Raw genomic sequence first — 22,864 nt, forward strand, 5'->3', positions numbered from 1 at the left:
CAAACCGGTACTTTTGTATGTTGTTACCGTCATCATCTATATTTTGCTTGACGGGCCGACCACTGAGGGCAGCCGAACGCCTATGCCCCCTATGAACGCTTGGGAAAAAATCCTGTTTATGGCAGCCAGCGTCAGCGGATTTGTCAGCCTCCTGTGGATAATGCTGATTGCCCTGTCCGAGCATTACAGGGACAAGAATTGGTAAACGCGTCCCTTGATCGTCATTAGCAGACCGAAAATTAAGAATGTGTATTGTTACGGCACAAGCCCGCTGGCGTTCAAAAGTCGAAATCGAACTGCTGGGCTTGTAACCGCAGGGGGGCAGGTATGTATCTGCTGTTTTTTCGTTGGATATGGGAAAAAGTGGTACCGGAAAGCATCCGCAACAGCAAGCCGGCGCGGTGGGTAGCCAACCATAGAAAGCTCACTATCTGGGTAATTGTGACAGTATGGATCAACTTCTTCCCCGCTACTTACGAATACGACATTATTCCTGAAGGGAGATACAGCCATTGGCATGTCGATCATCCGTTGTATCCCTATACCCGATTTCTGCTTCCCCTTATTCTCGGTGCGGTTTTTCTTTTCATTCCGCCCGATCCGCCCGAAAAGAAATAGTAACCTGCATATAAGCAGCCTGAAATCTTTCAGGCTGCTTTTTTATTGGAGAACCTAAATGGCAAAACAAAAAGGAGATTTAGAGGTAAACGATTTCACCGCTCCGCCCTTTGCTTTCGGCACTTGCCCACCAGACAAATGCGGGCAGCACGTCCCCGTAGCTTTTGCGTTCGCTTTTGGCTTCGCCCGGATGGGATTTGATGCGTTGAGGGGAATTGATGGGGCCCGGAATCAGGACATTGGCGCGAAGGTTGCCAAAGCGTTCCCATTCATCGGCGGCAACTTTGCACAGATAGTTCAGTGCGGCTTTTGATGCGCCGAAACCGCCCCAGTAGGCTTTGGGGGTTTCCCCGTGGCTTTCGCCGACGAAGATAACGGATGCGTCCGGCGACTGTTTCAGCAGGGGAAGGAGGGCGCGGGTCAGCCCCATCGGGGCGACGGTGTTGATACGGTATTGGTTGACCCATTCGGCGACGGTCTGGGAATCCAGGGGCGATAGTGCGTAGAAATAGCTGGCGCACTGGACGATACCGTCTAGTTTGCCTTGCGTGGCTTCGGCAATAGTGGCGGCGAAATGTTCAAATTCTTTTTCTTCCGCGCTAATAAGGTCAAAGCAGATGGCGAATGGTTCGGGGTATCCGGCTTCGACAATCGCGTCATACACTTTTTCCAGTTTTTTCTGATGACGGGCAACCAAAATCACAGTCGCGCCTGCTGCCGCATAGGCTTTGGCAACCTGCTCGCCTAGCCCTTGTGATGCGCCGGTAACTAATATGGTTTTGTCGGTCAGTGTCGGCATGGTTGTCCTTTGAGATTTAGGGATAATGTATTTTAACGTTTTGTTGCGGCTTGTAAAGTACCTTAATGCCCTGACAGTCAAACTGTAATCAGATGGTGCAGACATGCTTCTGCTGCTGCAAATCCTGATTGTACCGCAGCTTCAAGCGTGGCAGGGTAGAGGGGGTGGAGGTAGTCGCCGGCCTGGTAGATTCGGTGTCGGTGCAGCCAGGTCAAATCAGGCAACGGGGAATTGGAGCTTGCAGAGGTCGTCGCGCGTTTTTCAGTAATGACGCGGACGGCTTCGGGCTCGTTTAAATAGGGGCAGATGCGCTTGATGTCGGCATGGATTTTTTCCGTCCACACTTGTCCGGTAAATGTACCGACGCGGTCGGAAACGCTGATAACGGCGGATACTTCGTTTGGGGACAGTCCGAGTTTTCCGCGGCTGAGCAGCCATTGTGCCGTTCCGTCGGCAAGTCCGGTCAGCGGTGCAGGTAGGCGGACAGGGTCGGCATAACGCAGATAGACGGTGGTAATGGCATGATAATGCAGGTTTTGATAGCCGGACAGAATGTGTTCGGGTGTATCTTCAGGCAGGAGTGCCGCGGCATGATAGGGGGCAACGGCGAGAACTGCGGCATCGAAAAATTCCCCGTTTACCAATACCCTGCCGTCAGGTAAGGTTTTCAGACGGCATGCACGGGTTTCTAAACGGATATCCGCACCGAAATGCCTGAGTTTTGCCAGTGCGGGTTCGGCAACAATCATACCTAAATCCTGCTTGGGTAAAAGATAGTCGCTGCCGGATTTCCCTGCCCAAACGCCGTCGGATAACACGTTGCACAATATACGTAGGCTTGCATTTTCCAAAGGTGTATTGAGTGCGCCCCATACAAGCGGCTGCCAAAATTGCGTAATGGCGGCGCGGGGGGTATTTCGTTGCCGCAGCCATTGCTCGACCGTCATGTCAGCCTGGTCGGAACGTGCAAACTTTTGCAGGCGGGACATATCGGAAAGCAGTTTGGTTTTGAATGTAAAAGGGAAGTGTCTTGCCAACAACACTCCGTTTAAAATGTGAAGCGGGGCTGGCAGGAAGCGGGTACGGAATTGCAGGCCTTCGTGCATATACCACTGCAGAGGCAGGTGCAGAAAGGCGGTTTTAGGGTTGGAGCCGATTTCTTTCATCAGGCGCAATACGCCGTGATATGCACCCAGTAGGATATGCTGCCCGTTATCTAAAAAACTGAATCCGTGGTTGTCGCCTGTCAAGGTGCGTGCCCGGCCGCCCGGTTGTCGACCGGCTTCGAACAGGGTAAGGTCGGTATCGCGAGCCAGCATTACGGCGGCGGACAATCCTGCCCAGCCTGCACCGATGACGGCAATTTTCGGGCGGTTTTGCAAAGTCTTCATGGTTTAAATCCGAATAACCAGGTTTTTAAGGCAATGCGTTTTTTACGCGGGGAAGGAATGGCAATCTTATAGGTCAGGACATTTTGTACGCCGTCAAAGTCTATTTCGTTTAAAAGTGTGTAATAAACCGCCGCCATAACCAATCCTGCCTTTTGTGATTTTTTATCTGCGGCTGGCAGGAGAGATACGGCTTCACGATAGGTTTCACGCGCACGCTTTATTTGGAATGCCATCAATTCGGTGAAATTTTCTGTTGGCCGGCACTGCAAAATCACACTTGCGGGGACATCAAACCGCTGCATTTCCTCCATCGGCAGGTAAATCCGCCCATTACGGGCGTCTTCGCCGACATCGCGGATGATGTTGGTCAGTTGCAGCGCAAGTCCCATCTTGTCGGCGTATTCCAGTGTTTTGCCGTCTGAAAACCCCAAAATCCGCGCAATCAAGCAGCCAACTACGCCTGCGACGCGGTGGCAATACAGTTTCAATTCTTCAAAACTGCCGTAACGGGCTTGAACCAAATCCATCTGCATCCCGTCGATTAATGCTTCTAATTCATATTTCGGCAGGTCGAACGTTTCCTTTATTTGCCTCAAGGCCTGATTGACCGGATGTTCTGGCATCATGCCGCAGAAAACCCTGTCTAAATCGCCGCGCCACCAGTTCAATGTTGCCTGTGCAACATCGGGGTTGGAACATTCGTCAACCACATCGTCCAATTCGCGGCAAAAGGCATACAAAACCGTTACCGCATCCCGTTTTTCCTGAGGCAGGAAACGGAAGCCCGACAAAAAACTGGAGCGGCTTTCTTCTGCTTTCTGGCGGCAATAGTCGAGTCCCTGCACGGCGGATTCTCCAAAACAAGTGTCAAAGGGTGGATTTTATCGGTATTTGGCAGGTTGGGGCAATTTCAGACGGCATGATTTATTCCCTACCGAACCGCTCAACTATCGGCGCGAATTCTGTTAAAATACCGATTCATCCCAATAAATACCGCATCCGAAGGCACACACATCATGGCTCTTTTGCAGATTTCCGAACCCGGCCTGTCCTCCGCACCGCACCAACACCGCCTCTCCGTAGGCATCGATTTGGGAACGACCAACAGCCTGGTCGCCACCGTCCGCAGCGGCAATGCGGCCTGCCTGCCCGATACCGACGGGTGCGTTACCCTGCCTTCCGTCGTCCGTTATTTGGAAAACGGCGGCATTGAAGTCGGCAAAACCGCCCTGTCCGCGCAAAAATCCGACCCGCTGAACACCGTCAGCTCTGCCAAACGCCTTATTGGACGGACGCTTGCCGATCTGCATCAAAATACGCATTACCTGCCTTACCGTTTTGGCGACAATCAACGCATTATCGAACTGCATACGCGGCAGGGGGTGAAGACGCCTGTCGAAGTGTCGGCGGAAATCCTCAAAACCCTTAAATCGCGTGCCGAAGAAACCTTGGGCGGCGATTTGGTCGGCGTGGTGATTACCGTTCCCGCCTATTTCGACGATGCCCAACGCCAGGCCACCAAAGATGCCGCGCGTCTGGCGGGTTTGAACGTATTGCGCCTGCTCAACGAACCCACCGCCGCCGCAATCGCCTACGGGCTGGACAACTCCTCGGAAGGCACGTTTGTCGTCTATGACTTGGGCGGCGGCACATTCGACGTATCCGTATTGCAACTGACCAAAGGACTGTTTGAAGTCAAAGCCACCGGCGGCAACAGCGCGTTGGGCGGCGATGATTTCGACCATCGTTTGTTCTGCTACCTGCTCGAACAAAACGGACTCTCCCAACTCAACGAACAAGACAGCCAACTCCTGCTCTCGCTCGTCCGCGCGGCCAAAGAACAATTAACCACGCAAACCGAAGCGCGCATTCAGGCGACGCTTTCAGACGGCATGGCAATCGACACAAGCATCAGTCGCGCCGAGTTCCACAACCTGACGCAGCATTTGGTAATGAAAACGCTCGAGCCGGTCAAACAGGCGTTGAAAGACGCGGGCGTAACCAAGGCGGATGTCAAAGGCGTGATTATGGTCGGCGGCTCTACCCGTATGCTGCACGTTCAACAAGCGGTTGCCACCTTTTTCGGACAAACCCCGCTGAACAATCTCAATCCCGACGAAGTCGTCGCACTCGGCGCGGCCATACAGGCAAACGTCCTCGCCGGCAACAAAGCCGACGGCGAATGGCTGCTGCTGGACGTTACGCCCTTGTCGCTCGGTTTGGAAACCTACGGCGGCTTGGCGGAAAAAATCATCCCGCGCAATTCCACCATCCCCACCGCGCGCGCGCAGGACTTTACCACCTTCAAAGACGGTCAGACCGCGATGACGATACACGTTGTGCAAGGCGAGCGTGAACTGGTTGCCGACTGCCGCAGCCTTGCCAAATTTACCCTGCGCGGCATTCCGCCTATGACGGCGGGTGCGGCGCGTATCCGCGTAACCTTCCAAATCGATGCGGACGGGCTGCTGTCCGTTTCCGCCCAAGAACAAAGCACCGGCGTACAGGCGCAAATCGAAGTCAAACCTTCCTACGGCTTGGACGACGACACCATCACCCAAATGCTCAAAGACAGCATGAGCAACGCCGCCGAAGACATGGCGGCACGCGCCCGCGCCGAAGCCGTGGTCGAAGCCGAAAGCCTGACCGATGCCGTCAACGCCGCCCTCGAGTTGGACAGCGATTTGCTGGAAGCCGAAGAATTGCAACAGATTCGGCAAGGCATCGCCGATTTGCAAGGCCGTCTGAAAGACGGAAAAGCCGAAGACATCCGTGCCGCCGCCGCTAAACTCGGCAGCATTACCGACAACTTCGCCGCCAAACGCATGAACCGCAACATCCAACGTGCGCTGACAGGTCAGAGTGTCGATAATATTTGATACTTAAACGGTTTCAGACGGCATAGAGATAACCTGATGCCGTCTGAAGGCTNGAAAACACTTGAAAAACATCGATATGGAAAAGTCAGGCATTGACTATTCGATGAAAACCGTCATCAAGGGCGTGTATAGTGAATTAAATTTAAACCGGTACAGCGTTGGCTCGCCTTAGCTCAAAGAGAACGATTCTCTAAGGTGCTGAAGCACCAAGTGAATCGGTTCCGTACTATTTGTACTGTCTGCGGCTCGCCGCCTTGTCCTGATTTTTGTTAATTCACTATATAAAATCGGCATTTCGGACGTAAGCAATTTTGAAGGCAGAATGCGCCATTTGGAAAACAACGGCTATGCGAACGTTGCCGGATTGGAACGCATCCTCGCCGTCAAAACCGACAATTACAAAGAAAAAGAAAACCTGCTCCATGAAATTTTCAGTAAAAGCAGGATAGATGATACCGAATTGTTCGCCGTGGACGAAAACCTTGTAAAACGTTTGTTTTTATCGCTTCGCGGCGAAATCGTGTTCCCGAAAAACGAAACGACGGAATCGGAATTTGAAAAAAGCGTCCACGAACGCAGGCAGGAAGGGAATGGCGGGTCCGGCCGCAAACAACTGCTTGATTTGGTACGGCGTGGACACCGGGAATATCCTTACGCGCTGCCCCGGCTTTTGGCGGGCGCGGCATCCTACAAGCCGAGAAAATCGAAAATCCGCCTTTTTAAAGAAGCATATTCCCGCAAAAGCGGCACGAGGCTGACCGACGAAATTGCAGACGGCATCCATATTTACACCTGTTTTTCGCGGGCGGATTTGGAAAAAGCCTATTCCGAATATTTGGAATTTTTCAAATCCGAATCGGATGCCGAAGGCAGAAAACCACGCTAAGGTGCAAACAGATACCGTACACGTTGAGGAGCAGTATGATGGGCGATTCCGTCATTTATTATGTAGAACAGGCAGACGAACCGGTAAACCGTGCCGGCGAACGCGCCCGTAAAACATTCAAATACTTTTGGCGCGAGCTTTTTTGGGAACGCCGCCGCATTATTCCCGCCCTGGATTTTGCCATGGTCAAAGTCCCTTTTTTCCAAGACGGCGAAGACGGCGAAATTTGCGAACATATGTGGATCGACGATATTTATTTTGACGGTCTTTACATTTACGGTGTGCTGAACAACGAACCCGGCGGACTGACCAATGTCGAACAAGGCGAAAGCGTTTGCGTTCCGGTTGACGACATCAGCGACTGGATGTTCGTGTGCAACGGCATCCCCTACGGCGGTTTTACCGTACAGGCAATGCGCGGGCAGATGACGGAAGAGGAGCGTACCGAACACGATGCCGCATGGGGAATCGATTTCGGCGATCCCGGGCAGGTATTGCTGGTGTATGAAGAAAAAGAACATCCCGAAAATCTGGAAGAGCATCCGATGTGCCGGAACTGTATTGACGATTTTCGGCAACAGTTGTCCCAAAATCCGGATTTTCTGCATGAGCAGGACGAAGACGGCTATACGCCGCTTCATCATGAAGCCATCGCAGGAAATGCACTTATGGTTCAAGCCATGCTTGAATACGGCGCAAATCCTGCCTCAACGACATCGGAAGGCTATACCGCCCTCGATTTTGCCCGCCTGACGGGCTGGCAAAATGTTGCCGACCTGCTCGAACCACGACATTAGGCAGACAGTTTTCCGAAAACGAACACAAACACTTTTTACAGAAAGACAATAAAAATGCCCAAAATCACTGTACTTCCACACACGACATTATGCCCCGAAGGCGCGGTTATCGAAGACGCGCCCGAAGGCAAAACCGTCCTCGACGTACTGCTCGACCACGACATCGAAGTCGATCACGCCTGCGAAAAATCCTGCGCCTGCACAACCTGCCACGTCATCATCCGCAAAGGTTTCGACAGTTTGGAAGAACCGACCGAATTGGAAGAAGACCTGCTCGACCAAGCATGGGGTTTGGAAGCCGATTCACGCTTAAGCTGTCAGGCAGTTGTCTCAGATGAAGATTTGGTCGTGGAAATTCCCAAATATACTATCAATCATGCCCGAGAGGACCATTGACGCAATGCCGTCTGAAACATCATGCGGTTCAGACGGCATCGGATATGCATAAGCCGGAGCAGAAGGGTAATCCCGTATTTGATACGGGTAAACCGGAGTTTAGTTTGGACGGCAGATAAACCGTTGTCGGGTAATTTTCAGAGGTGTTTGTGTCTGATTTGCCGCATATTGCTCTATTTTGGCTTTCGTATTGATCATACTCAGGTTTCGACCGGGCTTTTCGGATAGCTTTTTCAATATCGATTGCTGCTGCGTTTTATCTTCTGGATATTTTTGCTGCTGCAGTTTCGCTTCCTTTAATCCAAAAAGAGCGATAGTTTTATCGGCAATATCCAGATAGTATTGTTCAAGTTGGGTGGGATTGGCAGTCTCATTTTCAATTGTTACGGAAATCCGGTCATAACGGTTTGCCATGCGTTCGGCAATTTGGGTATAAATATGCCACCGCTTCATACGTATTGTTGTGGCATCGGAATCAGCCCGTGCACCGTCTAGGACAATAAGCCCTCTTTGGTTTTGACAGCGGATGCAAAGTGTCAGCCGGGAAAGGGCATTTTGTTCGTCGAGCATCTGATACAGTCTGCGGACCAATAGGATCAGACGATCAAATTCCCCTATCTTGGAAAGGAAATCAGGATTGTCCGGAGCGGTATAAACCAGTTTGGAAAGTTTGGCGGTTAAGGCATTATTCATTCAGCTATCCTTGGCGGGTATGCATTTGGAACATATTCTATACGGTTGAAAAGCCGGAAAATACAGGAGAATTAATATGAAATGGACAGACACACAACGTATCGCTGAAGACCTTTACGACCTTCACGGCGAAGATATCGACCCCAAAAGCCTGCGCTTTACCCAATTGCGGGATTTGATTATGGCACTTCCCGAATTCGACGATGATCCGGCTCGTTGCGGAGAGCGTATTCTTGAAGCCGTGCAGCAGGCATGGATAAACGAAGCAGGTTAGACCATTTACCGTTACCGTCTGGAATCTGGACGGCTTCTGGAAACGGAATCGGACTACCAGCTTCCTTTTTTCATTTTATCCAGTTGGCGGCGGTCGCGCTTGGTCGGCCTGCCGTCGGGATAGGCGTGGCTGATACGGCTGAATTCGTCGAGCTGCCTGCGTTTTTCACTCAAGTCTGCCGTTGCCCGGTCTTCTTCATAAAGGCAACGCGCCTCCGATGCCGGACGGCGTTGATTGTTTAAACCTTTAATTTCAATCTTATAGGGTAGGGAATTGAGCGTCAGCTCGATAATATCGCCGATGCCGACGGATTTGCTGTTTTTAACCTTTGAACCGTTTACCTGAACCCTGCCCAGTTCGATGTGTTTTTGTGCCAACGACCGGGTTTTGAAAAAGCGTGCGGCCCACAACCATTTGTCCAGCCGTATGGCGGAAGAATCATTGTTGTCTTTCATTATGATTTTTGAAGCAATTGAATTTGTTTTGAGTTTAGCATAAGATACGCAACTTTATAACTAGTGTATATACACTAATCCTTTGTTTCCCATACTCCCGAATATGAAAATAGGGGGCGGGAAACGGTCTGCGGCAATAAATTAACTGCGTAATATGCGCAAATAGCGTATGATAACGGCAGAATCTGTTGATGAGAGCTTCATTCTATGAAACCTGTTTTTTTGGATTTTGAACAACCTATAGCCGAACTGACCGGAAAAATCGACGAACTGCGTTTTGTTCAGGATGAATCCGCTGTCGATATTTCGGATGAAATACACCGTTTGCAGAAAAAAAGCGATGATTTAACCAAGTCTATTTTCAGCAAACTTACGCCTGCCCAAATTTCACAGGTTTCCCGGCATCCGCAGCGTCCTTATACTTTGGATTACATTGAGGCACTGTTTACCGATTTTGAAGAACTGCACGGAGATCGTCATTTTGCCGATGACCATGCGATTGTAGGCGGATTGGCACGGTTTAACGGACAGAGCGTTGTAGTGGTCGGCCATCAGAAAGGGCGCGATACTAAAGAAAAAATCCGCCGCAACTTCGGTATGCCGCGCCCCGAGGGCTACCGCAAAGCCCTGCGCCTGATGAAAACGGCTGAGAAATTCGGCTTGCCCGTCATGACCTTTATCGATACGCCGGGCGCGTATCCCGGCATCGGCGCGGAAGAACGCGGCCAGTCCGAGGCTATCGGTAAAAATTTGTATGAACTGACGCGCTTGCGCGTTCCGGTTTTGTGTACGGTCATCGGAGAAGGGGGCTCGGGTGGTGCGCTGGCGGTCGCCGTGGGCGATTACGTCAATATGCTGCAATATTCGACCTATTCCGTTATTTCCCCTGAGGGATGCGCTTCAATATTATGGAAAACTGCCGAAAAAGCGGCGGATGCGGCACAGGCCTTGGGCATTACTGCCGACCGCCTGCAAAAGCTGGACTTGGTCGATACCGTCATTAAAGAGCCTTTGGGTGGTGCGCATAGGGATTTCGGGCAGACTATGGGAAATGTCAAAACTGTTTTAGAAAAACAGTTGCATGATGCTCAAAGTATGCCGATTTCCGATTTGCTTTCGCGCCGTTTCGACCGCATCATGGCTTACGGCAAATTTTCTGAGCAATAATTTAAATGGAACCAGCGGCAAGCAGTTTGTTTGAAACTGCTTGCTTTTTCTTTGTCGGAAAAAAATTGTGTTGACCTTGGATGTTTTTGAACAGCAATTGAGAAACTGTTTCCCTCAAGGGGTGGATGGGCAAAAAATTGCGGTAGCATTAAGCGGCGGTTTGGATTCTGTGGTCTTGCTGCACTTGCTTGTTTGCGCCGGAAAAAAGGGCGGCTTTATTCCTGAGGCTTTGCACATCCACCACGGTTTGAGTCCTCATGCTGACGCTTGGGCGGATTTCTGCCAGAATTATTGCGATACACTGGGCGTAAGGCTCGAAATGGTCAGGGTCAGTGTGGAAAAAAACGGTTTGGGCATTGAAGCGGCGGCAAGGCAAAAGCGTTATGCCGTATTTTCGGAGAAAGAATTTGACATTCTTGCTTTGGCACATCATCGAGACGACCAAATCGAAACCTTTATGCTCGCCGTGGCACGCGGCGGGGGATTGCGCGCTTTGTCCTCTATGCCGTCTGTACGTCCTTTAGGTACGAGGGGCATAATCTGGCGGCCTTTGCTGCCTTTTTCGCGCCAAGAATTGCAGGATTATGCGGAAAGACAGGGTTTGTCGAACATCGAGGACGAAAGCAATACTGATACAGGTTATTTGAGGAACTGGTTCCGGCATAGTGCTCTGCCTGAGTTGTCGGCAAGAATTCCTGATTTTGACCGTCATGTGTTGAACAATATCCGTGTTTTGCAGGAAGATTTGGCTTTATTGGATGAAGTTGTCGTTCAAGACTGCCGTTGGGTTTGCGGGGCCGGTTATTTCGATACGGCGCGCTGGCTGACGTTTTCTCCTCGTCGGATAACTCATATTTTGCGGTATTTTTTGAAGGAAAATGGGGTTCCCTTACCCAATCAGAATGCCCTTGCCGATATTGCCCGCGTTTTGGCAGAGGCAAAAACCGGACGTTGGAGCTTGCAAGGCTTCGAATTGCATCATTATGCAGGCAGGCTGTTTGTGTTCCAATTGAAAAAAATGGATAAACTACTGTTTTTGAAAGACAGGCAAATAAGTGGAAATTTAAGGGAAATATTGACGGGGCAGGGATTTGTTTTAAAACGTCATCCGTTTGGGCTTCCTGAGCATCTTTTGGAGCAGGACGGGATTTTACGGCCGATTTTGCCGTCGGACAGCATGACCATAGGCGGGATTCATAAAAACATGAAGAAAATTCTTCAGGAAAAACGGGTTTTGCCCGTGCTGCGCCCGTTTTGGCCGGTTGTGGCCGATAGGGAAAACCGTCCTCTTGCGTTGGCAAATTGCTGTACCGATTTCCGATTGTCCGTTTCAGACGGCATTTTACCCGTACATCCGGATTTTCCCGTTTTATTTTGATGGAATCGGAATCGCTGTTACTTAGTGGACGATTGGATACCGTCCGATTATATATTCTTGAAAAGGCTGTAAAGTGAAGCAAATCAGTTCGCCAAATAATGAACACATCCGGCACCTGCACCGCCTATTGTCGCAGGGAAAGTTCAGGCGGCAGTATGCCCAAACCGTTTTGGAGGGCGTCCATCTGCTTCAGGTTTTCCTGCAATCCGGCAGAAAGCCGGTCGGGGTATATATTCCCGAAGCTAAAATGCCGTCTGAAGAAGTCCGTAAATTGACGGCGGTTTTGCCGGAAGACAGGATTTTTTCCGTTTCAGACGGCATATTGAAAAAAATCAGCAGCTTGAGTTGTGCAGACGATATACTTGCACTGATTGATATCCCATTGGGCGGAATCTTGCCGGACAAAGGCGACTGTGTGGTTTTGGACGGCGTGCAAGATCCGGGCAATGTCGGCACCGTCTTACGGAGTGCGGCGGCGGCAGGGGTAGGTACGGTCGTTTTGGGCAGGGGTTCTGCGGATGTTTGGTCGCCCAAGGTATTACGCGCAGGTATGGGCGCGCATTTCTTGTTGGACATTTATTCGCAGGCGGATTTGGAAATATGGTTGGCGCACTATGAAGACCGTGTGTTTGCCACCGCGTTGCGTGAGGAAAAGCAGGCGGTTCTGTATGGCGAAGACCTGTGCGGACCGACAGCCTGGGTGTTTGGCAACGAAGGCGCGGGTGTAGGTAAAGCAGTTTTAGACAGGGCGGACAAGTGTGTCAGGATTCCGATGCACGATGCAACCGAGTCTTTAAATGTCGCGATGGCGGCGACAATCTGCCTGTTTGAACAGATGCGCCAACGGGCGGCGTATTAAGGAAAAGAAATGCCGTCTGAAAAAATTTATTACGGCGTATTGATTTTCTTATGTATCGCTTCTATGCTGCTATCGCCGTTTTTTTATGGCGGCGTTTTGAAGCCCAAGAAGGCGGCATTGCGGAAGGATGGGCAGTGGAAAGCCATCATATTGTCCAATGCCGTCATGGTGGCGGCTTTGTTTTGGATATGGTGGAAATGGTTTTGAAGGAGTCTTGATATGAAAACATCTAAAATTATTGTGGGGCTGATGCTGGCTGTGGCGGTTCAGACGGCATCTGCGGCAGTGTATGAATGCCGTCAAAACGGTAAGGTCAGTTACAGCCAAACTCCGAGAAAACATTGTACCAACGCGGGCTTGGGGCGTGATCAGGTATACAGTTCGATTAGGCCGGCAGTAAAAGACAGGGCGGAAAACACAGGGGCTGATGACAATTTGGATATGAGGAAGGACGAACACATCCAAAATCCGAAAGAGAATACGCATAAGGATGCTTCGAATACCGGTGCAAAGACGCATTGATTGAAACCGAATCAACCATGACGGTGTTGAACAATAGAATTTGAACGATTAGGGAACTCTGATGAAACACATCCACATTATCGGTATCGGCGGCACGTTTATGGGCGGAGTGGCCGCCATTGCCAAAGAAGCGGGGTTTAAAGTCAGCGGTTGCGACGCGAAGATGTATCCGCCGATGAGCACCCAGCTCGAAGCCTTGGGCATAGACGTACACGAAGGTTTCGACGCCGCGCAGTTGGACGAATTTAAAGCCGATATCTACGTTATCGGCAATGTCGCTAGGCGCGGGATGGATGTGGTTGAAGCGATTTTGAACCGCGGCCTGCCTTATATTTCTGGTCCGCAATGGCTGTCGGAAAACGTGTTGCATCATCATTGGGTACTCAGCGTGGCGGGGACGCACGGCAAAACGACCACCGCGTCTATGCTCGCGTGGGTTTTGGAATATGCCGGACTCGCGCCGGGCTTCCTTATCGGCGGCGTACCGGAAAAATTCAGCGTTTCCGCCCGCCTGCCGCAAACGCCGCGCCAAGATCCAAACAGCAAATCGCCGTTTTTCGTCATCGAAGCCGACGAATACGACACCGCCTTTTTCGACAAACGCTCCAAATTCGTGCATTACCGCCCGCGTACCGCCGTGTTGAACAATCTGGAATTCGACCACGCCGACATCTTTGCCGATTTGGGCGCGATACAGACCCAGTTCCATCACCTCGTGCGCACCGTGCCGTCTGAAGGCTTAATCGTCTGCAACGGACAGCAGCAAAGCCTGCAAGACACTTTGGACAAAGGCTGCTGGACGCCGGTGGAAAAATTCGGCACCGAACACGGCTGGCAGGTCGGCGAAGTCAATGCCGACGGCTCGTTCGACGTATTGCTTGACGGCAAAAAAGCCGGACACGTCGCTTGGAATTTGATGGGTGGACACAACCGCATGAACGCGCTCGCCGTCATCGCCGCCGCACGTCATGCCGGAGTCGATATTCAGACCGCCTGCGAAGCCTTGAACGCGTTTAAAAACGTCAAACGCCGCATGGAAATCAAAGGCACGGTAAACGGCATCACCGTTTACGACGACTTCGCCCACCATCCGACCGCCATCGAAACCACGATTCAAGGTTTGCGCCAACGTGTCGGCGGCGCGCGCATTCTCGCCGTTCTCGAGCCGCGTTCCAACACCATGAAACTCGGCACCATGAAAGCCGCGCTGCCCGCAAGTCTCAAAGAAGCCGACCAAGTGTTCTGCTACGCCGGAGGCGTGGACTGGAATGTTGCCGAAGCCCTCGCGCCGTTGGGCGGCAAGCTGCACGTCGGTAAAGATTTCGATGCCTTCGTTGCCGAAATCGTGAAACATACCGAAGCAGGCGACCATATTTTGGTGATGAGCAATGGCGGTTTCGGCGGAATACACGGGAAGCTGCTGGAAGCTTTAAGATAGTCAGAAAGCAAAAATGCCGTCTGAAACCGTTCAGACGGCATTTTTACGTATGCAAGGCAGGGATAAAAACCGTTTGCCCCGTATTTTCAAACGCGCTACACTTGCGGGTACTAACCCGCAGCCGTCGTCATTACGCCGACGGTAAAGCCGGCAGTGCCATTGCGACACTGTCAAACATGAGAGAACACACCATGACTGTTTCACCGGTTGCTTTACGTCGCCAAACTGAGCGCAAGCCGCATCCTACTGCCCGTTATTGGAAAAAATGTGATATAGAGGCACTTTTCGAACTTCCTTTTCTTGATTTAGTCTATCGCGCGGCAGAGGTTCACAGAACGAATTTCAATCCGCGAGAAATCCAGCTTTCCACTTTGTTGTCGATCAAAACCGGCGGCTGTCCCGAAGATTGCGCCTACTGTCCGCAATCGGCGCACCACAATACCAATCTGGGCAAAGAGCAGATGATGGATGTGGATGAAATCGTCGAAAAAGCCAAAATCGCCAAATCGCGCGGTGCCAGCCGTTTCTGCATGGGTGCGGCATGGCGCGGCCCCAAACCTAAAGACGTGGAAACGGTTTCCGCAATCATCAAAGCCGTCAAGGGATTGGGCATGGAAACCTGCGGTACGTTCGGTATGCTCGAAGACGGCATGGCGGAAGACTTTAAAGAGGCAGGCTTGGATTATTACAACCATAACCTTGATACCGATCCGGAACGCTATAACGACATCATCCATACCCGTAAACACGAAGACCGTATGGATACCTTGGGCAAAGTCCGCAACGCCGGTTTGAAAATCTGCTGCGGCGGCATCGTCGGCATGAACGAAACCCGTGCCGAGCGTGCAGGACTGATTGCCAGTCTAGCCAACCTTGACCCGCAGCCCGAAAGCGTGCCGATTAACCAGCTAGTCAAAGTGGAAGGCACGCCGCTGGCTGATGCGGAAGATTTGGATTGGACTGAATTTGTCCGCACGATTGCCGTAGCGCGGATTACCATGCCGCAAAGTTATGTCCGCCTCTCGGCAGGGCGCAGCAATATGCCTGAAGCAATGCAGGCAATGTGCTTCATGGCGGGCGCAAACTCGATTTTTTACGGCGACAAGCTGTTGACCACAGGCAATCCTGATGAGGACGGCGATAGAATCCTGATGGAAAAGCTTAACCTGTATCCCTTACAGTTTGAGCTGGAAGGCGAGGTCGCCGAAGTGGAAAAAGCTTCTGGGATTAAAGTGGATTATTGACGATTGAAAAATGCCGTCTGAAACTTGAATGCCGTCTGAAACCTGAAAAAAGGCTTTCAGACGGCATTTGTTCACGGTATTTCCAAAGAATCCTGACGAGCTTCAGACGGCATTTGGGAAAGCCCGACCTGTATCCCTTGCAGTTCGAGCCGGAAGATCGAAAAATGGATTGAAACGATAGTAAAAGACAGGCACTATCGTGTTTGTATCGCTGCCGCCGCATTGGATTGGCGGTCGGCTTTAGAGATGGAGCTTATGGGAATTTGACAGGTTATGCCGGAAAAAATTATCGACTTTCTGATGTTTCTTGACGAACGCCTCCCCTTTGTCAAAAACCGATGGGGGACTTTATTGATGTCGTTGCCGTTTACGCTCCTGCTGCTGATTACCGACGGTAAAACTATCCATATGCTGCTGTCGGAAACATCTTGGGGCGTATGGGCTGTATGCTTCGTATTGGCATTTATATGGTTTTTCTGTCGAACAGACCGTTGGTTGAGGTTTTTACCGTATATCTGTATTGCTAAAATTGTTGTTTCATTCTTGTAGCGGGGCGGGCGGAGCGGAAAAAGCCCCACGGATTAAAGTGGATTATTGATGGTTGCAAAAATGCCGTCTGAAACTTAAATGCCGTCTGAAACCCGGAAAGGTTCGGACGGTATTTGTTCAGACGGCATTTTCTTTCAGACATTATTTTGAATATCTTTTACCGGCGCGTGATGCTGCCGTCGGGCGAGACATCCAGTCCGTTCCCGTTGGGGAAGTCGCTGTGGTTCAGATAAATAATCCGCTCAATAACGGTTTTTTCAGGGTCGATTTTGGGNATTTTGTCGCCAGCTTGAGTGATGGGGATAATGTTGCCGGAAACGAACCGCCCCTGTTTGTCGGTGATGATTTTGAAAATGGGGGCGATGCCGCTGATGCCGGAGGTGTTGATTGCGCCGTAGGTGGCAAAGTTGCCGCCGCTGTAGGAGATGAAGCGGTCGCGGTAAAGTTCGACGGCGCGTGTAACGTGCGGACCCTGCCCAAATACGACATCCGCACCGGAATCAACGGCCAGCCTTGCAAATTCGACGACGTTGCCCCTGTTTTCTCCATAGAATATTTCGGTATCGAACGGCAGGTGTTCCGCCTCTTTCCCTTCCGCGCCGCCGTGGAACATCACAATGACGATGTCGGCTTTTTGTTTGGTTTTCCGAATCAGTTTTTTGACTTTGGCGTAATCGTTCAGTTTGACGGCGGCAAGGTTGGGGGCAAATGAGACGAAGCCGTATCTCACGCCGTTTTTCTTCAGGACGGCGGTTTCAAACCTATTTTCAATGCCGGAAAATTTGATATTGAGTTCTTCAAGATTATCCGCCGTTGCCGTGATGCCTTGTGCACCAAAGTCGTTGCTATGGTTGTTGGCGAGGCTGAGGTAGTCGAATCCCGCGTCGGCAAGGTATTGCCCGTATGCGGAGGGCGTTCGGAATGCATAGCATATTTTGGGATTTGCACATTTTTTCGGCGTACCGCCTTCGTCAAACAGCGTGCCTTCAAGGTTGCCGACGGTAATGTCCGCGTCTTGCAAGACGGATTCGACGTGTTTCAGGATATTGGTATTGGGCAGGTAATCGTCGGGATAATTGCTGCCGAGCATAATGTCGCCGACCCCGATGATGGAAACGGTATCGGCTGCGTTTCCGTCAGGCGTATCCTGTCCGTCTGCATCGCCGGTGTTTGAAACGGGCGCGGAGTTTGAACCGTCAATCGGCAGCACGGGGGATTCCGTTCCGGCAGGATGCGCCGAGGGCTTGACCCCGGCGGTTTGCGGTGCGGAAGCAGCATAAGAGGCGACCGGTGGCGGCTCTTTCACATACTCGAGCGCGGTAAAGCCGCTGCCGATAACGAGGGCCAAAATTGCGGAAAATACCGCCATTGCCCAGATAAATTTGTCCATAATCAGACCTTTGCTGTTCAGACGGCATTTGCCGCGCGTTTCGGAAGGGCTTATCTTTCGATTTGCGATACGTCGCGCACCGCGCCTTTGTCGGCGGAAGTCGCCATCGCGCCGTAGGCACGCAAGGCCGCGGAGACGTAGCGGTCGCGGTTTTCCGGTTTCCACGCTTTGCTGCCGCGTGCTTCCATTTCGGCACGGCGTGCGGCAAGCTCTTCATCGGAAATGACAAGGTGGATGCTGCGGTTGGGGATGTCGATTTCGATGGTGTCGCCTTCGTGTACCAAACCGATGGCGCCGCCTTCTGCCGCTTCAGGAGAAGCGTGGCCGATGGACAGGCCTGAAGTACCGCCGGAGAAGCGGCCGTCGGTCAGGAGGGCGCAGGCTTTGCCCAAACCTTTGGATTTCAGGTAAGAAGTCGGGTACAGCATTTCTTGCATGCCCGGGCCGCCTTTAGGGCCTTCGTAGCGGATGATGACGATATCGCCTGCCACGATTTGGTTGCCCAAAATGCCTTCTACTGCGTCTTCTTGGCTTTCAAACACGCGGGCGCGGCCGGTGAATTTGAGGATGCTCTCGTCCACGCCTGCTGTTTTCACGACACAACCGCGCTCTGCGATATTGCCGAACAAGACCGCCAAACCGCCGTCTTGCGAGTAGGCATGTTCGACATCGCGGATACAGCCTTTTTCGCGGTCGAGGTCGAGGGTTTTCCACATGCGGTTTTGCGAGAACGCTTGGGTAGTGCGTACGCCGCCGGGCGCGGCTTTGAAACGTTCGATGGCGCGGGTGTTTTCAGGGTTGGTTACGTCCCATTGTTCAATCGCGTCTTTCAGCGTCGGCGCGTGGATGGTGTACACGTCGGTGTGCAGTTTGCCCGCTTTGTCCAATTCTTTCAGGATAGCGAAGATGCCGCCCGCGCGGTGCACGTCTTCCATGTAGTAATCGTGGTTGTTTGGTGCGGTTTTGCAGATGCAAGGCACAACGCGGCTTAAGCGGTCGATGTCGGCCATTTTGAAATCCACGCCCGCTTCGTTGGCGACGGCGAGCAAATGCAAAATAGTGTTGGTGCTGCCACCCATCGCAATATCCATCGTCATAGCGTTTTCAAACGCTTTTTTGGTGGCGATGCTGCGCGGCAGCACGGTTTCGTCGTTTTGTTCGTAATAGCGTTTGGTGATTTCGACAATCATACGTCCTGCTTCGAGGAACAATTCTTTACGGCCTGCGTGGGTCGCCAAATACGAACCGTTGCCGGGTAGGGACAGACCGAGTGCTTCGGTCAGGCAGTTCATTGAATTTGCCGTAAACATGCCGGAGCAGGAGCCGCAGGTCGGGCAGGCGTTTTGTTCGACTTCCTCGACTTGCCGGTTGCTGACATTGTCGTCCGCCGATTCGATCATCGCGTCAATCAAGTCCAAGCGGCGTTCGGGTTGGATGTTGGCCACGCCGATGACTTTGCCCGCTTCCATCGGGCCGCCGGAAACGAAGATGGTCGGAATATTCAGGCGCATGGCGGCAATCAGCATTCCCGGGGTGATTTTGTCGCAGTTGGAAATGCACACCAGCGCGTCGGCGCAGTGGGCGTTGACCATATATTCGATGGAGTCGGCAATCAAATCGCGGCTGGGCAGGGAGTAGAGCATACCGCTGTGTCCCATGGCGATGCCGTCGTCGATGGCGATGGTGTTGAATTCTTTGGCGATTGCGCCTGCTTTTTCGATTTCGCGGGCAACCAGTTGGCCCATGTTGTGCAGGTGGACATGGCCGGGCACGAATTGGGTGAAGGAGTTGGCAACGGCGATGATCGGTTTGCCGAAGTCGGTTTCCATTACGCCGGTCGCACGCCACAATGCGCGTGCGCCTGCCATATTGCGGCCGTGGGTGGAGGTTTTGGAGCGGTATTCTGGCATAGTGTGTTTCCTTGTTTTCATGCCGTCTGAAAAAGCGAAGGGTTTCAGACGGCATTTTGTACTGTGTTAGAGAGCTGGAAAAAAGAAAGTATTTTATACCAAGTATCGGTATTGTGTGGAAGTTGCGGAATGGTGGGATATTCTGTGCAACGGTATTTTTGAAGCAGCAATGTTCGGAATGCCGTCTGAAAGGCAGAAAAGGGCTTCAGACGGCATTGATGTCGGGTTCAGGACAGGAGCAGGATGGCGGCTGCGGCAAGCGCGGCAACCGATAATGCGGCGGCAAGCGCGGCTTTGCCTGCAAAGCGGATTGAGGTTTTGCCTTCGATGTATTTGAAGCCGGTTATCATCGGGAGAACGAGGTTTTTCTTTTTGAATACGCGGTATGCGGCGACGGCGGCGATATGAATGGCGGAAAAAACGGCGAGCAGCTTGAAAAAGTTGAGGTGGATTTTCCGCATAAGGCTGCCCGTATGTTCGGAAACCAAATGGTTGAGGTAGCCGTTGGTGCTGAAGGTGTTTTCATCGGCGGCAAAAAGCCCGGTGCCGACTTGGAAGGACACGGCGGCCAAAAGCGCAACGACCATCAGTGCGCCCAAGGGGTTGTGTCCGGGCTGGATATTTTCGGGAATGCCGTTTTTCAGATAGCCGCGTATGCCTGCCCAGCCTTGGACGAAATGGGAAAAACGGGCGGTATCGCTGCCCCAAATGCCCCAGCAGATGCGGAATACGAGCAGGAAAAGGACGAGCAGCCCGACGCGCGTGTGCCATTGCAGCATATCGCCGCCGGCTTTCGCGCTATACCACATAAAGGGCAGGGACGCGGCAAGCAGCCAGTGGAAAAGACGGGTGGGGAAGTCCCAGACTTTGGTTTTGTTTTTCATAATCGGTTTCCGGCGGTAAAATCAGTTTCTTCAAGCCTTATTTTAACCGATTGGAGGGGCAATGTTTCCCGGTTTTCATCTTTCAGGCGAAAGCCGCCGCCGGATGCTTCAGACGGCATTGCGTTTTCCCCATGTTTTCAAAGCCCGTGCGGAAGATTCGCACAAAGGGACTTTCGGCACGCTCGCCGTAGTCGGCGGATCGGCAGGGATGAGCGGCGCGCCCGTATTGGCGGCATCGGCGGCAATGTATCTCGGCTGCGGCAAAGTGTGGGCGGGTTTCAATCAGGAAACGCTGCCTTTCTCCGTCATTGCCGGTTTTCCCGAAATTATGTTGGACACGGCAGACGGTTTGACCAAGCGTCAAGGCATAAACGCTTGGGTTGTCGGTTGCGGCTTGGGTACAGGTAGGGCGGCGGTCGGAACGCTTGCCGGAATTTTGGCGGAACACACGGACAAGCCCGTCCTTTTGGATGCGGACGCGCTGAACATATTATCAACCGATGCCGAAACCCGAAATCTGGCGCGCGGGTGTGAAAACCTGATTTTAACGCCACACCCCGCCGAAGCCGCGCGCCTGCTTGGAACGACGGTTGCACAGGTTCAGGCGGATCGGACGGCGGCAGTGAGAAAGATGGGGGCAATTTTCGGCGCAACCGTGGTTTTAAAGGGGCACAAAACACTGGTTGTCGCACCCGATACGGAAATCTATGTTAACGAAAGCGGCAACGCGGGATTGGCAACGGCGGGCAGTGGCGACGTATTGGGCGGCATCATCGGCAGTCTGCTTGCACAGGGCGTGCCGGTTTTTGAAGCCGCCTGCGCGGGCGTGTGGCTGCACGGCGCGGCGGCGGATGTCATAAAAGAATCGGCAGGCATTGCGGCAGGGCTGTTGGCGGGCGAAATCGCCCCTGCGGCAAGGTGGTTGCGCAACCGGATAACTGAACTGGATAACTGAAAGTATAGTGGATTAACAAAAATCAGGACAAGGCGACGAAGCCGCAGACAGTACAAATAGTACGGAACCGATTCACTTGGTGCTTGAGCACCTTAGAGAATCGTTCTCTTTGAGCTAAGGCGAGGCAACGCCGTACTGGTTTTTGTTAATCCACTATATGTAAGAAGATGCCGTCTGAAAGGCAAGGGCTTCAGACGGCATCTTCATTTCCCAAATACTGTCCGGTAAAGCGTGGTATAATGCGAAGTTATCTCTTACAGTTTTTGAAAAACATTAATTATGAAACAAATCCGCAACATCGCCATTATCGCCCACGTCGACCACGGCAAAACCACATTAGTTGACCAACTGCTGCGCCAATCCGGCACATTCCGCGCCAACCAGCAGGTTGACGAGCGCGTGATGGACAGCAACGACCTTGAAAAAGAACGCGGCATCACCATCCTCGCCAAAAACACCGCTATCGATTACGCGGGCTACCATATCAATATCGTCGACACGCCGGGACACGCCGACTTCGGCGGCGAAGTGGAGCGCGTTTTGGGGATGGTGGACTGCGTCGTCTTGTTGGTGGACGCACAGGAAGGCCCGATGCCGCAAACCCGTTTCGTGACCAAAAAAGCCTTGGCTTTGGGGCTGAAACCGATTGTCGTCATCAATAAAATCGACAAGCCGTCCGCCCGCCCGAGCTGGGTTATCGACCAGACTTTCGAACTCTTCGACAACTTGGGCGCAACCGACGAACAGTTGGATTTCCCAATTGTCTACGCTTCCGGCCTGTCCGGTTTCGCCAACCTGGAAGAAACCGACGAGAGCAGCGATATGCGCCCGCTGTTCGACACCATCTTAAAACACACGCCCGCACCGAGCGGCAGTGCGGACGAGCCGCTGCAACTGCAAATTTCCCAACTCGACTACGACAACTACACCGGCCGCCTCGGTATCGGTCGTATCTTGAACGGACGCATCAAACCCGGTCAAACCGTTGCCGTCATGAATCACGATCAGCAAATCGCCCAAGGCCGCATCAACCAGCTTTTGGGTTTCAAAGGATTGGAACGCGTGCCGCTTGAAGAAGCCGAAGCCGGCGACATCGTGATTATTTCCGGTATCGAAGACATCGGCATCGGCGTAACCATCACCGACAAAGACAAGCCCAAAGGCCTACCGATGTTGAGCGTGGACGAACCGACGCTGACGATGGACTTTATGGTCAACACCAGCCCGCTGGCGGGTACAGAAGGCAAATTGATGATGTGGTCGGCGTTTTGTTTGAAACGTGCGCCGAAATCGCCTGTCGGCGGGACGGGGCAGATGTGTTCCGCGTATCCGCCGCCGTGTTGTCGGGGAAGTGGTAGGAAGGTCAGTCCCACGCCTGCG

At 52.3% G+C, this 22,864-nt stretch carries 27 protein-coding genes; 19 read left to right on the forward strand and 8 right to left on the reverse strand.

Annotation, left to right across the window (positions count from 1 at the left end; all coding sequences use genetic code 11):
- Together ACRPFF_RS08850 and ACRPFF_RS08855 are read left to right on the forward strand one after the other, a co-directional pair.
- The coding region (locus ACRPFF_RS08850; protein WP_432674433.1) for a peptide ABC transporter permease at window positions 1-205 on the forward strand (205 nt) is incomplete at its 5' end.
- Between the two features lie 122 nt (window positions 206-327).
- Complete coding sequence (locus tag ACRPFF_RS08855; RefSeq protein WP_432674434.1) at window positions 328-618, forward strand: hypothetical protein; 291 nt, start codon at window positions 328-330, stop codon at window positions 616-618.
- 79 nt (window positions 619-697) lie between these two features.
- Here ACRPFF_RS08855 and ACRPFF_RS08860 read toward each other — a convergent pair whose 3' ends face one another.
- From ACRPFF_RS08860 to hpnD, 3 genes are all read right to left on the reverse strand, one after another.
- Window positions 698-1,417, reverse strand: a complete 720-nt coding sequence (locus ACRPFF_RS08860) for an SDR family oxidoreductase (protein WP_432674435.1) — start codon at window positions 1,415-1,417, stop codon at window positions 698-700.
- Window positions 1,418-1,494: 77 nt separating this feature from the next.
- The gene (gene hpnE / locus ACRPFF_RS08865; protein WP_432674436.1) at window positions 1,495-2,808 is read right to left on the reverse strand and encodes a hydroxysqualene dehydroxylase HpnE; all 1,314 of its coding nucleotides are present in this window, start codon (window positions 2,806-2,808) and stop codon (window positions 1,495-1,497) included.
- On the reverse strand, window positions 2,805-3,653 hold the full coding sequence (hpnD, locus tag ACRPFF_RS08870) for a presqualene diphosphate synthase HpnD (protein ID WP_432674437.1): 849 nt from the start codon (window positions 3,651-3,653) through the stop codon (window positions 2,805-2,807). The genes hpnE and hpnD overlap by 4 nt, the downstream gene beginning before the upstream one ends.
- Before the next feature lie 171 nt (window positions 3,654-3,824).
- Here hpnD and hscA point away from each other — a divergent pair, with 171 nt between their 5' ends.
- The 4 genes from hscA (at window position 3,825) to fdx (ending at window position 7,766) form a co-directional block, all read left to right on the forward strand.
- Window positions 3,825-5,687, forward strand: coding sequence for a Fe-S protein assembly chaperone HscA (hscA, locus tag ACRPFF_RS08875; RefSeq protein ID WP_432674438.1), 1,863 nt, complete (start codon window positions 3,825-3,827; stop codon window positions 5,685-5,687).
- Between the two features lie 235 nt (window positions 5,688-5,922).
- Window positions 5,923-6,573, forward strand: coding sequence for a GIY-YIG nuclease family protein (locus ACRPFF_RS08880; RefSeq protein ID WP_432674448.1), 651 nt, complete (start codon window positions 5,923-5,925; stop codon window positions 6,571-6,573).
- A gap of 35 nt (window positions 6,574-6,608) precedes the next feature.
- Window positions 6,609-7,370, forward strand: coding sequence for a DUF2314 domain-containing protein (locus tag ACRPFF_RS08885; protein ID WP_314169634.1), 762 nt, complete (start codon window positions 6,609-6,611; stop codon window positions 7,368-7,370).
- Window positions 7,371-7,424: 54 nt separating this feature from the next.
- Window positions 7,425-7,766 carry an ISC system 2Fe-2S type ferredoxin gene (gene fdx / locus ACRPFF_RS08890; RefSeq protein ID WP_250313953.1) on the forward strand — a complete coding sequence of 114 codons (342 nt, stop codon included), beginning with the start codon at window positions 7,425-7,427 and terminating at the stop codon, window positions 7,764-7,766.
- A 99-nt stretch (window positions 7,767-7,865) separates the two neighbouring features.
- Here fdx and ACRPFF_RS08895 read toward each other — a convergent pair whose 3' ends face one another.
- Window positions 7,866-8,459, reverse strand: coding sequence for an amino acid permease (locus tag ACRPFF_RS08895; protein WP_411712081.1), 594 nt, complete (start codon window positions 8,457-8,459; stop codon window positions 7,866-7,868).
- 76 nt (window positions 8,460-8,535) lie between these two features.
- Between ACRPFF_RS08895 and iscX the strand changes: the two genes are divergently transcribed.
- The gene (gene iscX, locus ACRPFF_RS08900) at window positions 8,536-8,733 is read left to right on the forward strand and encodes a Fe-S cluster assembly protein IscX (protein WP_411712080.1); all 198 of its coding nucleotides are present in this window, start codon (window positions 8,536-8,538) and stop codon (window positions 8,731-8,733) included.
- A gap of 53 nt (window positions 8,734-8,786) precedes the next feature.
- Here the strand turns inward: iscX and ACRPFF_RS08905 are convergent, their stop codons facing one another.
- Entirely contained in the window at window positions 8,787-9,188 is a 402-nt protein-coding gene (locus ACRPFF_RS08905; protein WP_432674439.1) for an RNA-binding S4 domain-containing protein, read from the reverse strand.
- Window positions 9,189-9,395: 207 nt separating this feature from the next.
- Between ACRPFF_RS08905 and ACRPFF_RS08910 the strand changes: the two genes are divergently transcribed.
- The 10 genes from ACRPFF_RS08910 to ACRPFF_RS08955 all read left to right on the forward strand — a co-directional run bounded on the left by ACRPFF_RS08910 (window position 9,396) and on the right by ACRPFF_RS08955 (window position 16,345).
- Complete coding sequence (locus ACRPFF_RS08910; protein WP_308031499.1) at window positions 9,396-10,355, forward strand: acetyl-CoA carboxylase carboxyltransferase subunit alpha; 960 nt, start codon at window positions 9,396-9,398, stop codon at window positions 10,353-10,355.
- Between the two features lie 67 nt (window positions 10,356-10,422).
- Window positions 10,423-11,733: a tRNA lysidine(34) synthetase TilS gene (tilS, locus tag ACRPFF_RS08915; protein ID WP_432674440.1), complete on the forward strand. Its 1,311-nt coding sequence runs from the start codon at window positions 10,423-10,425 to the stop codon at window positions 11,731-11,733.
- Window positions 11,734-11,806: 73 nt separating this feature from the next.
- The gene (locus ACRPFF_RS08920; protein ID WP_432674441.1) at window positions 11,807-12,592 is read left to right on the forward strand and encodes a TrmH family RNA methyltransferase; all 786 of its coding nucleotides are present in this window, start codon (window positions 11,807-11,809) and stop codon (window positions 12,590-12,592) included.
- Between the two features lie 9 nt (window positions 12,593-12,601).
- Window positions 12,602-12,799, forward strand: a complete 198-nt coding sequence (locus ACRPFF_RS08925) for a hypothetical protein (RefSeq protein ID WP_003751916.1) — start codon at window positions 12,602-12,604, stop codon at window positions 12,797-12,799.
- 12 nt (window positions 12,800-12,811) lie between these two features.
- Window positions 12,812-13,114: a DUF4124 domain-containing protein gene (locus ACRPFF_RS08930; RefSeq protein WP_432674442.1), complete on the forward strand. Its 303-nt coding sequence runs from the start codon at window positions 12,812-12,814 to the stop codon at window positions 13,112-13,114.
- A gap of 61 nt (window positions 13,115-13,175) precedes the next feature.
- Window positions 13,176-14,552: a UDP-N-acetylmuramate:L-alanyl-gamma-D-glutamyl-meso-diaminopimelate ligase gene (gene mpl, locus ACRPFF_RS08935; RefSeq protein ID WP_432674443.1), complete on the forward strand. Its 1,377-nt coding sequence runs from the start codon at window positions 13,176-13,178 to the stop codon at window positions 14,550-14,552.
- A 13-nt stretch (window positions 14,553-14,565) separates the two neighbouring features.
- Window positions 14,566-14,697, forward strand: coding sequence for a hypothetical protein (locus tag ACRPFF_RS08940; protein ID WP_304670818.1), 132 nt, complete (start codon window positions 14,566-14,568; stop codon window positions 14,695-14,697).
- Between the two features lie 46 nt (window positions 14,698-14,743).
- Window positions 14,744-15,796, forward strand: coding sequence for a biotin synthase BioB (gene bioB, locus ACRPFF_RS08945; protein WP_308031503.1), 1,053 nt, complete (start codon window positions 14,744-14,746; stop codon window positions 15,794-15,796).
- Entirely contained in the window at window positions 15,793-15,969 is a 177-nt protein-coding gene (locus ACRPFF_RS08950) for a hypothetical protein (protein ID WP_192888266.1), read from the forward strand. The genes bioB and ACRPFF_RS08950 overlap by 4 nt, the downstream gene beginning before the upstream one ends.
- A 100-nt stretch (window positions 15,970-16,069) precedes the next feature.
- Complete coding sequence (locus ACRPFF_RS08955; protein ID WP_301667712.1) at window positions 16,070-16,345, forward strand: paraquat-inducible protein A; 276 nt, start codon at window positions 16,070-16,072, stop codon at window positions 16,343-16,345.
- 157 nt (window positions 16,346-16,502) lie between these two features.
- Here ACRPFF_RS08955 and ACRPFF_RS08960 read toward each other — a convergent pair whose 3' ends face one another.
- The 3 genes from ACRPFF_RS08960 to ACRPFF_RS08970 form a co-directional block, all read right to left on the reverse strand.
- Window positions 16,503-17,735 (reverse strand): CapA family protein, encoded by a 1,233-nt coding sequence (locus tag ACRPFF_RS08960; protein WP_432674444.1) that lies wholly within the window; start codon window positions 17,733-17,735, stop codon window positions 16,503-16,505.
- A 50-nt stretch (window positions 17,736-17,785) separates the two neighbouring features.
- Window positions 17,786-19,645, reverse strand: coding sequence for a dihydroxy-acid dehydratase (gene ilvD, locus ACRPFF_RS08965; RefSeq protein WP_432674445.1), 1,860 nt, complete (start codon window positions 19,643-19,645; stop codon window positions 17,786-17,788).
- A gap of 227 nt (window positions 19,646-19,872) precedes the next feature.
- Entirely contained in the window at window positions 19,873-20,529 is a 657-nt protein-coding gene (locus ACRPFF_RS08970; protein ID WP_250313940.1) for a cytochrome b/b6 domain-containing protein, read from the reverse strand.
- Window positions 20,530-20,590: 61 nt separating this feature from the next.
- On the opposite strand from ACRPFF_RS08970, the gene ACRPFF_RS08975 reads away from it, so the two are divergent.
- Together ACRPFF_RS08975 and ACRPFF_RS08980 are read left to right on the forward strand one after the other, a co-directional pair.
- Window positions 20,591-21,484, forward strand: coding sequence for an NAD(P)H-hydrate dehydratase (locus ACRPFF_RS08975; protein WP_432674446.1), 894 nt, complete (start codon window positions 20,591-20,593; stop codon window positions 21,482-21,484).
- A gap of 279 nt (window positions 21,485-21,763) precedes the next feature.
- A partial coding sequence (locus ACRPFF_RS08980; protein ID WP_432674447.1) for a GTP-binding protein occupies window positions 21,764-22,864 on the forward strand: 1,101 nt, incomplete at its 3' end.

Source organism: Neisseria sp. SLRRB23, assembly GCF_050896295.1.
Lineage (GTDB): Bacteria > Pseudomonadota > Gammaproteobacteria > Burkholderiales > Neisseriaceae > Neisseria.

What these genes read in the sequence shown, in the direction of transcription:
- ACRPFF_RS08855 (WP_432674434.1), top strand. Translation starts at nt 328, where the DNA reads ATGTATCTGCTGTTTTTTCGTTGGATATGGGAAAAAGTGGTACCGGAA.
- ACRPFF_RS08860 (WP_432674435.1), bottom strand. Translation starts at nt 1,417, where the DNA reads ATGCCGACACTGACCGACAAAACCATATTAGTTACCGGCGCATCACAA.
- hpnE (WP_432674436.1), bottom strand. Translation starts at nt 2,808, where the DNA reads ATGAAGACTTTGCAAAACCGCCCGAAAATTGCCGTCATCGGTGCAGGC.
- hscA (WP_432674438.1), top strand. Translation starts at nt 3,825, where the DNA reads ATGGCTCTTTTGCAGATTTCCGAACCCGGCCTGTCCTCCGCACCGCAC.
- ACRPFF_RS08885 (WP_314169634.1), top strand. Translation starts at nt 6,609, where the DNA reads ATGATGGGCGATTCCGTCATTTATTATGTAGAACAGGCAGACGAACCG.
- fdx (WP_250313953.1), top strand. Translation starts at nt 7,425, where the DNA reads ATGCCCAAAATCACTGTACTTCCACACACGACATTATGCCCCGAAGGC.
- ACRPFF_RS08895 (WP_411712081.1), bottom strand. Translation starts at nt 8,459, where the DNA reads ATGAATAATGCCTTAACCGCCAAACTTTCCAAACTGGTTTATACCGCT.
- iscX (WP_411712080.1), top strand. Translation starts at nt 8,536, where the DNA reads ATGAAATGGACAGACACACAACGTATCGCTGAAGACCTTTACGACCTT.
- ACRPFF_RS08905 (WP_432674439.1), bottom strand. Translation starts at nt 9,188, where the DNA reads ATGAAAGACAACAATGATTCTTCCGCCATACGGCTGGACAAATGGTTG.
- ACRPFF_RS08910 (WP_308031499.1), top strand. Translation starts at nt 9,396, where the DNA reads ATGAAACCTGTTTTTTTGGATTTTGAACAACCTATAGCCGAACTGACC.
- ACRPFF_RS08925 (WP_003751916.1), top strand. Translation starts at nt 12,602, where the DNA reads ATGCCGTCTGAAAAAATTTATTACGGCGTATTGATTTTCTTATGTATC.
- ACRPFF_RS08930 (WP_432674442.1), top strand. Translation starts at nt 12,812, where the DNA reads ATGAAAACATCTAAAATTATTGTGGGGCTGATGCTGGCTGTGGCGGTT.
- mpl (WP_432674443.1), top strand. Translation starts at nt 13,176, where the DNA reads ATGAAACACATCCACATTATCGGTATCGGCGGCACGTTTATGGGCGGA.
- ACRPFF_RS08940 (WP_304670818.1), top strand. Translation starts at nt 14,566, where the DNA reads ATGCCGTCTGAAACCGTTCAGACGGCATTTTTACGTATGCAAGGCAGG.
- bioB (WP_308031503.1), top strand. Translation starts at nt 14,744, where the DNA reads ATGACTGTTTCACCGGTTGCTTTACGTCGCCAAACTGAGCGCAAGCCG.
- ACRPFF_RS08955 (WP_301667712.1), top strand. Translation starts at nt 16,070, where the DNA reads ATGCCGGAAAAAATTATCGACTTTCTGATGTTTCTTGACGAACGCCTC.
- ilvD (WP_432674445.1), bottom strand. Translation starts at nt 19,645, where the DNA reads ATGCCAGAATACCGCTCCAAAACCTCCACCCACGGCCGCAATATGGCA.
- ACRPFF_RS08970 (WP_250313940.1), bottom strand. Translation starts at nt 20,529, where the DNA reads ATGAAAAACAAAACCAAAGTCTGGGACTTCCCCACCCGTCTTTTCCAC.
- ACRPFF_RS08975 (WP_432674446.1), top strand. Translation starts at nt 20,591, where the DNA reads ATGTTTCCCGGTTTTCATCTTTCAGGCGAAAGCCGCCGCCGGATGCTT.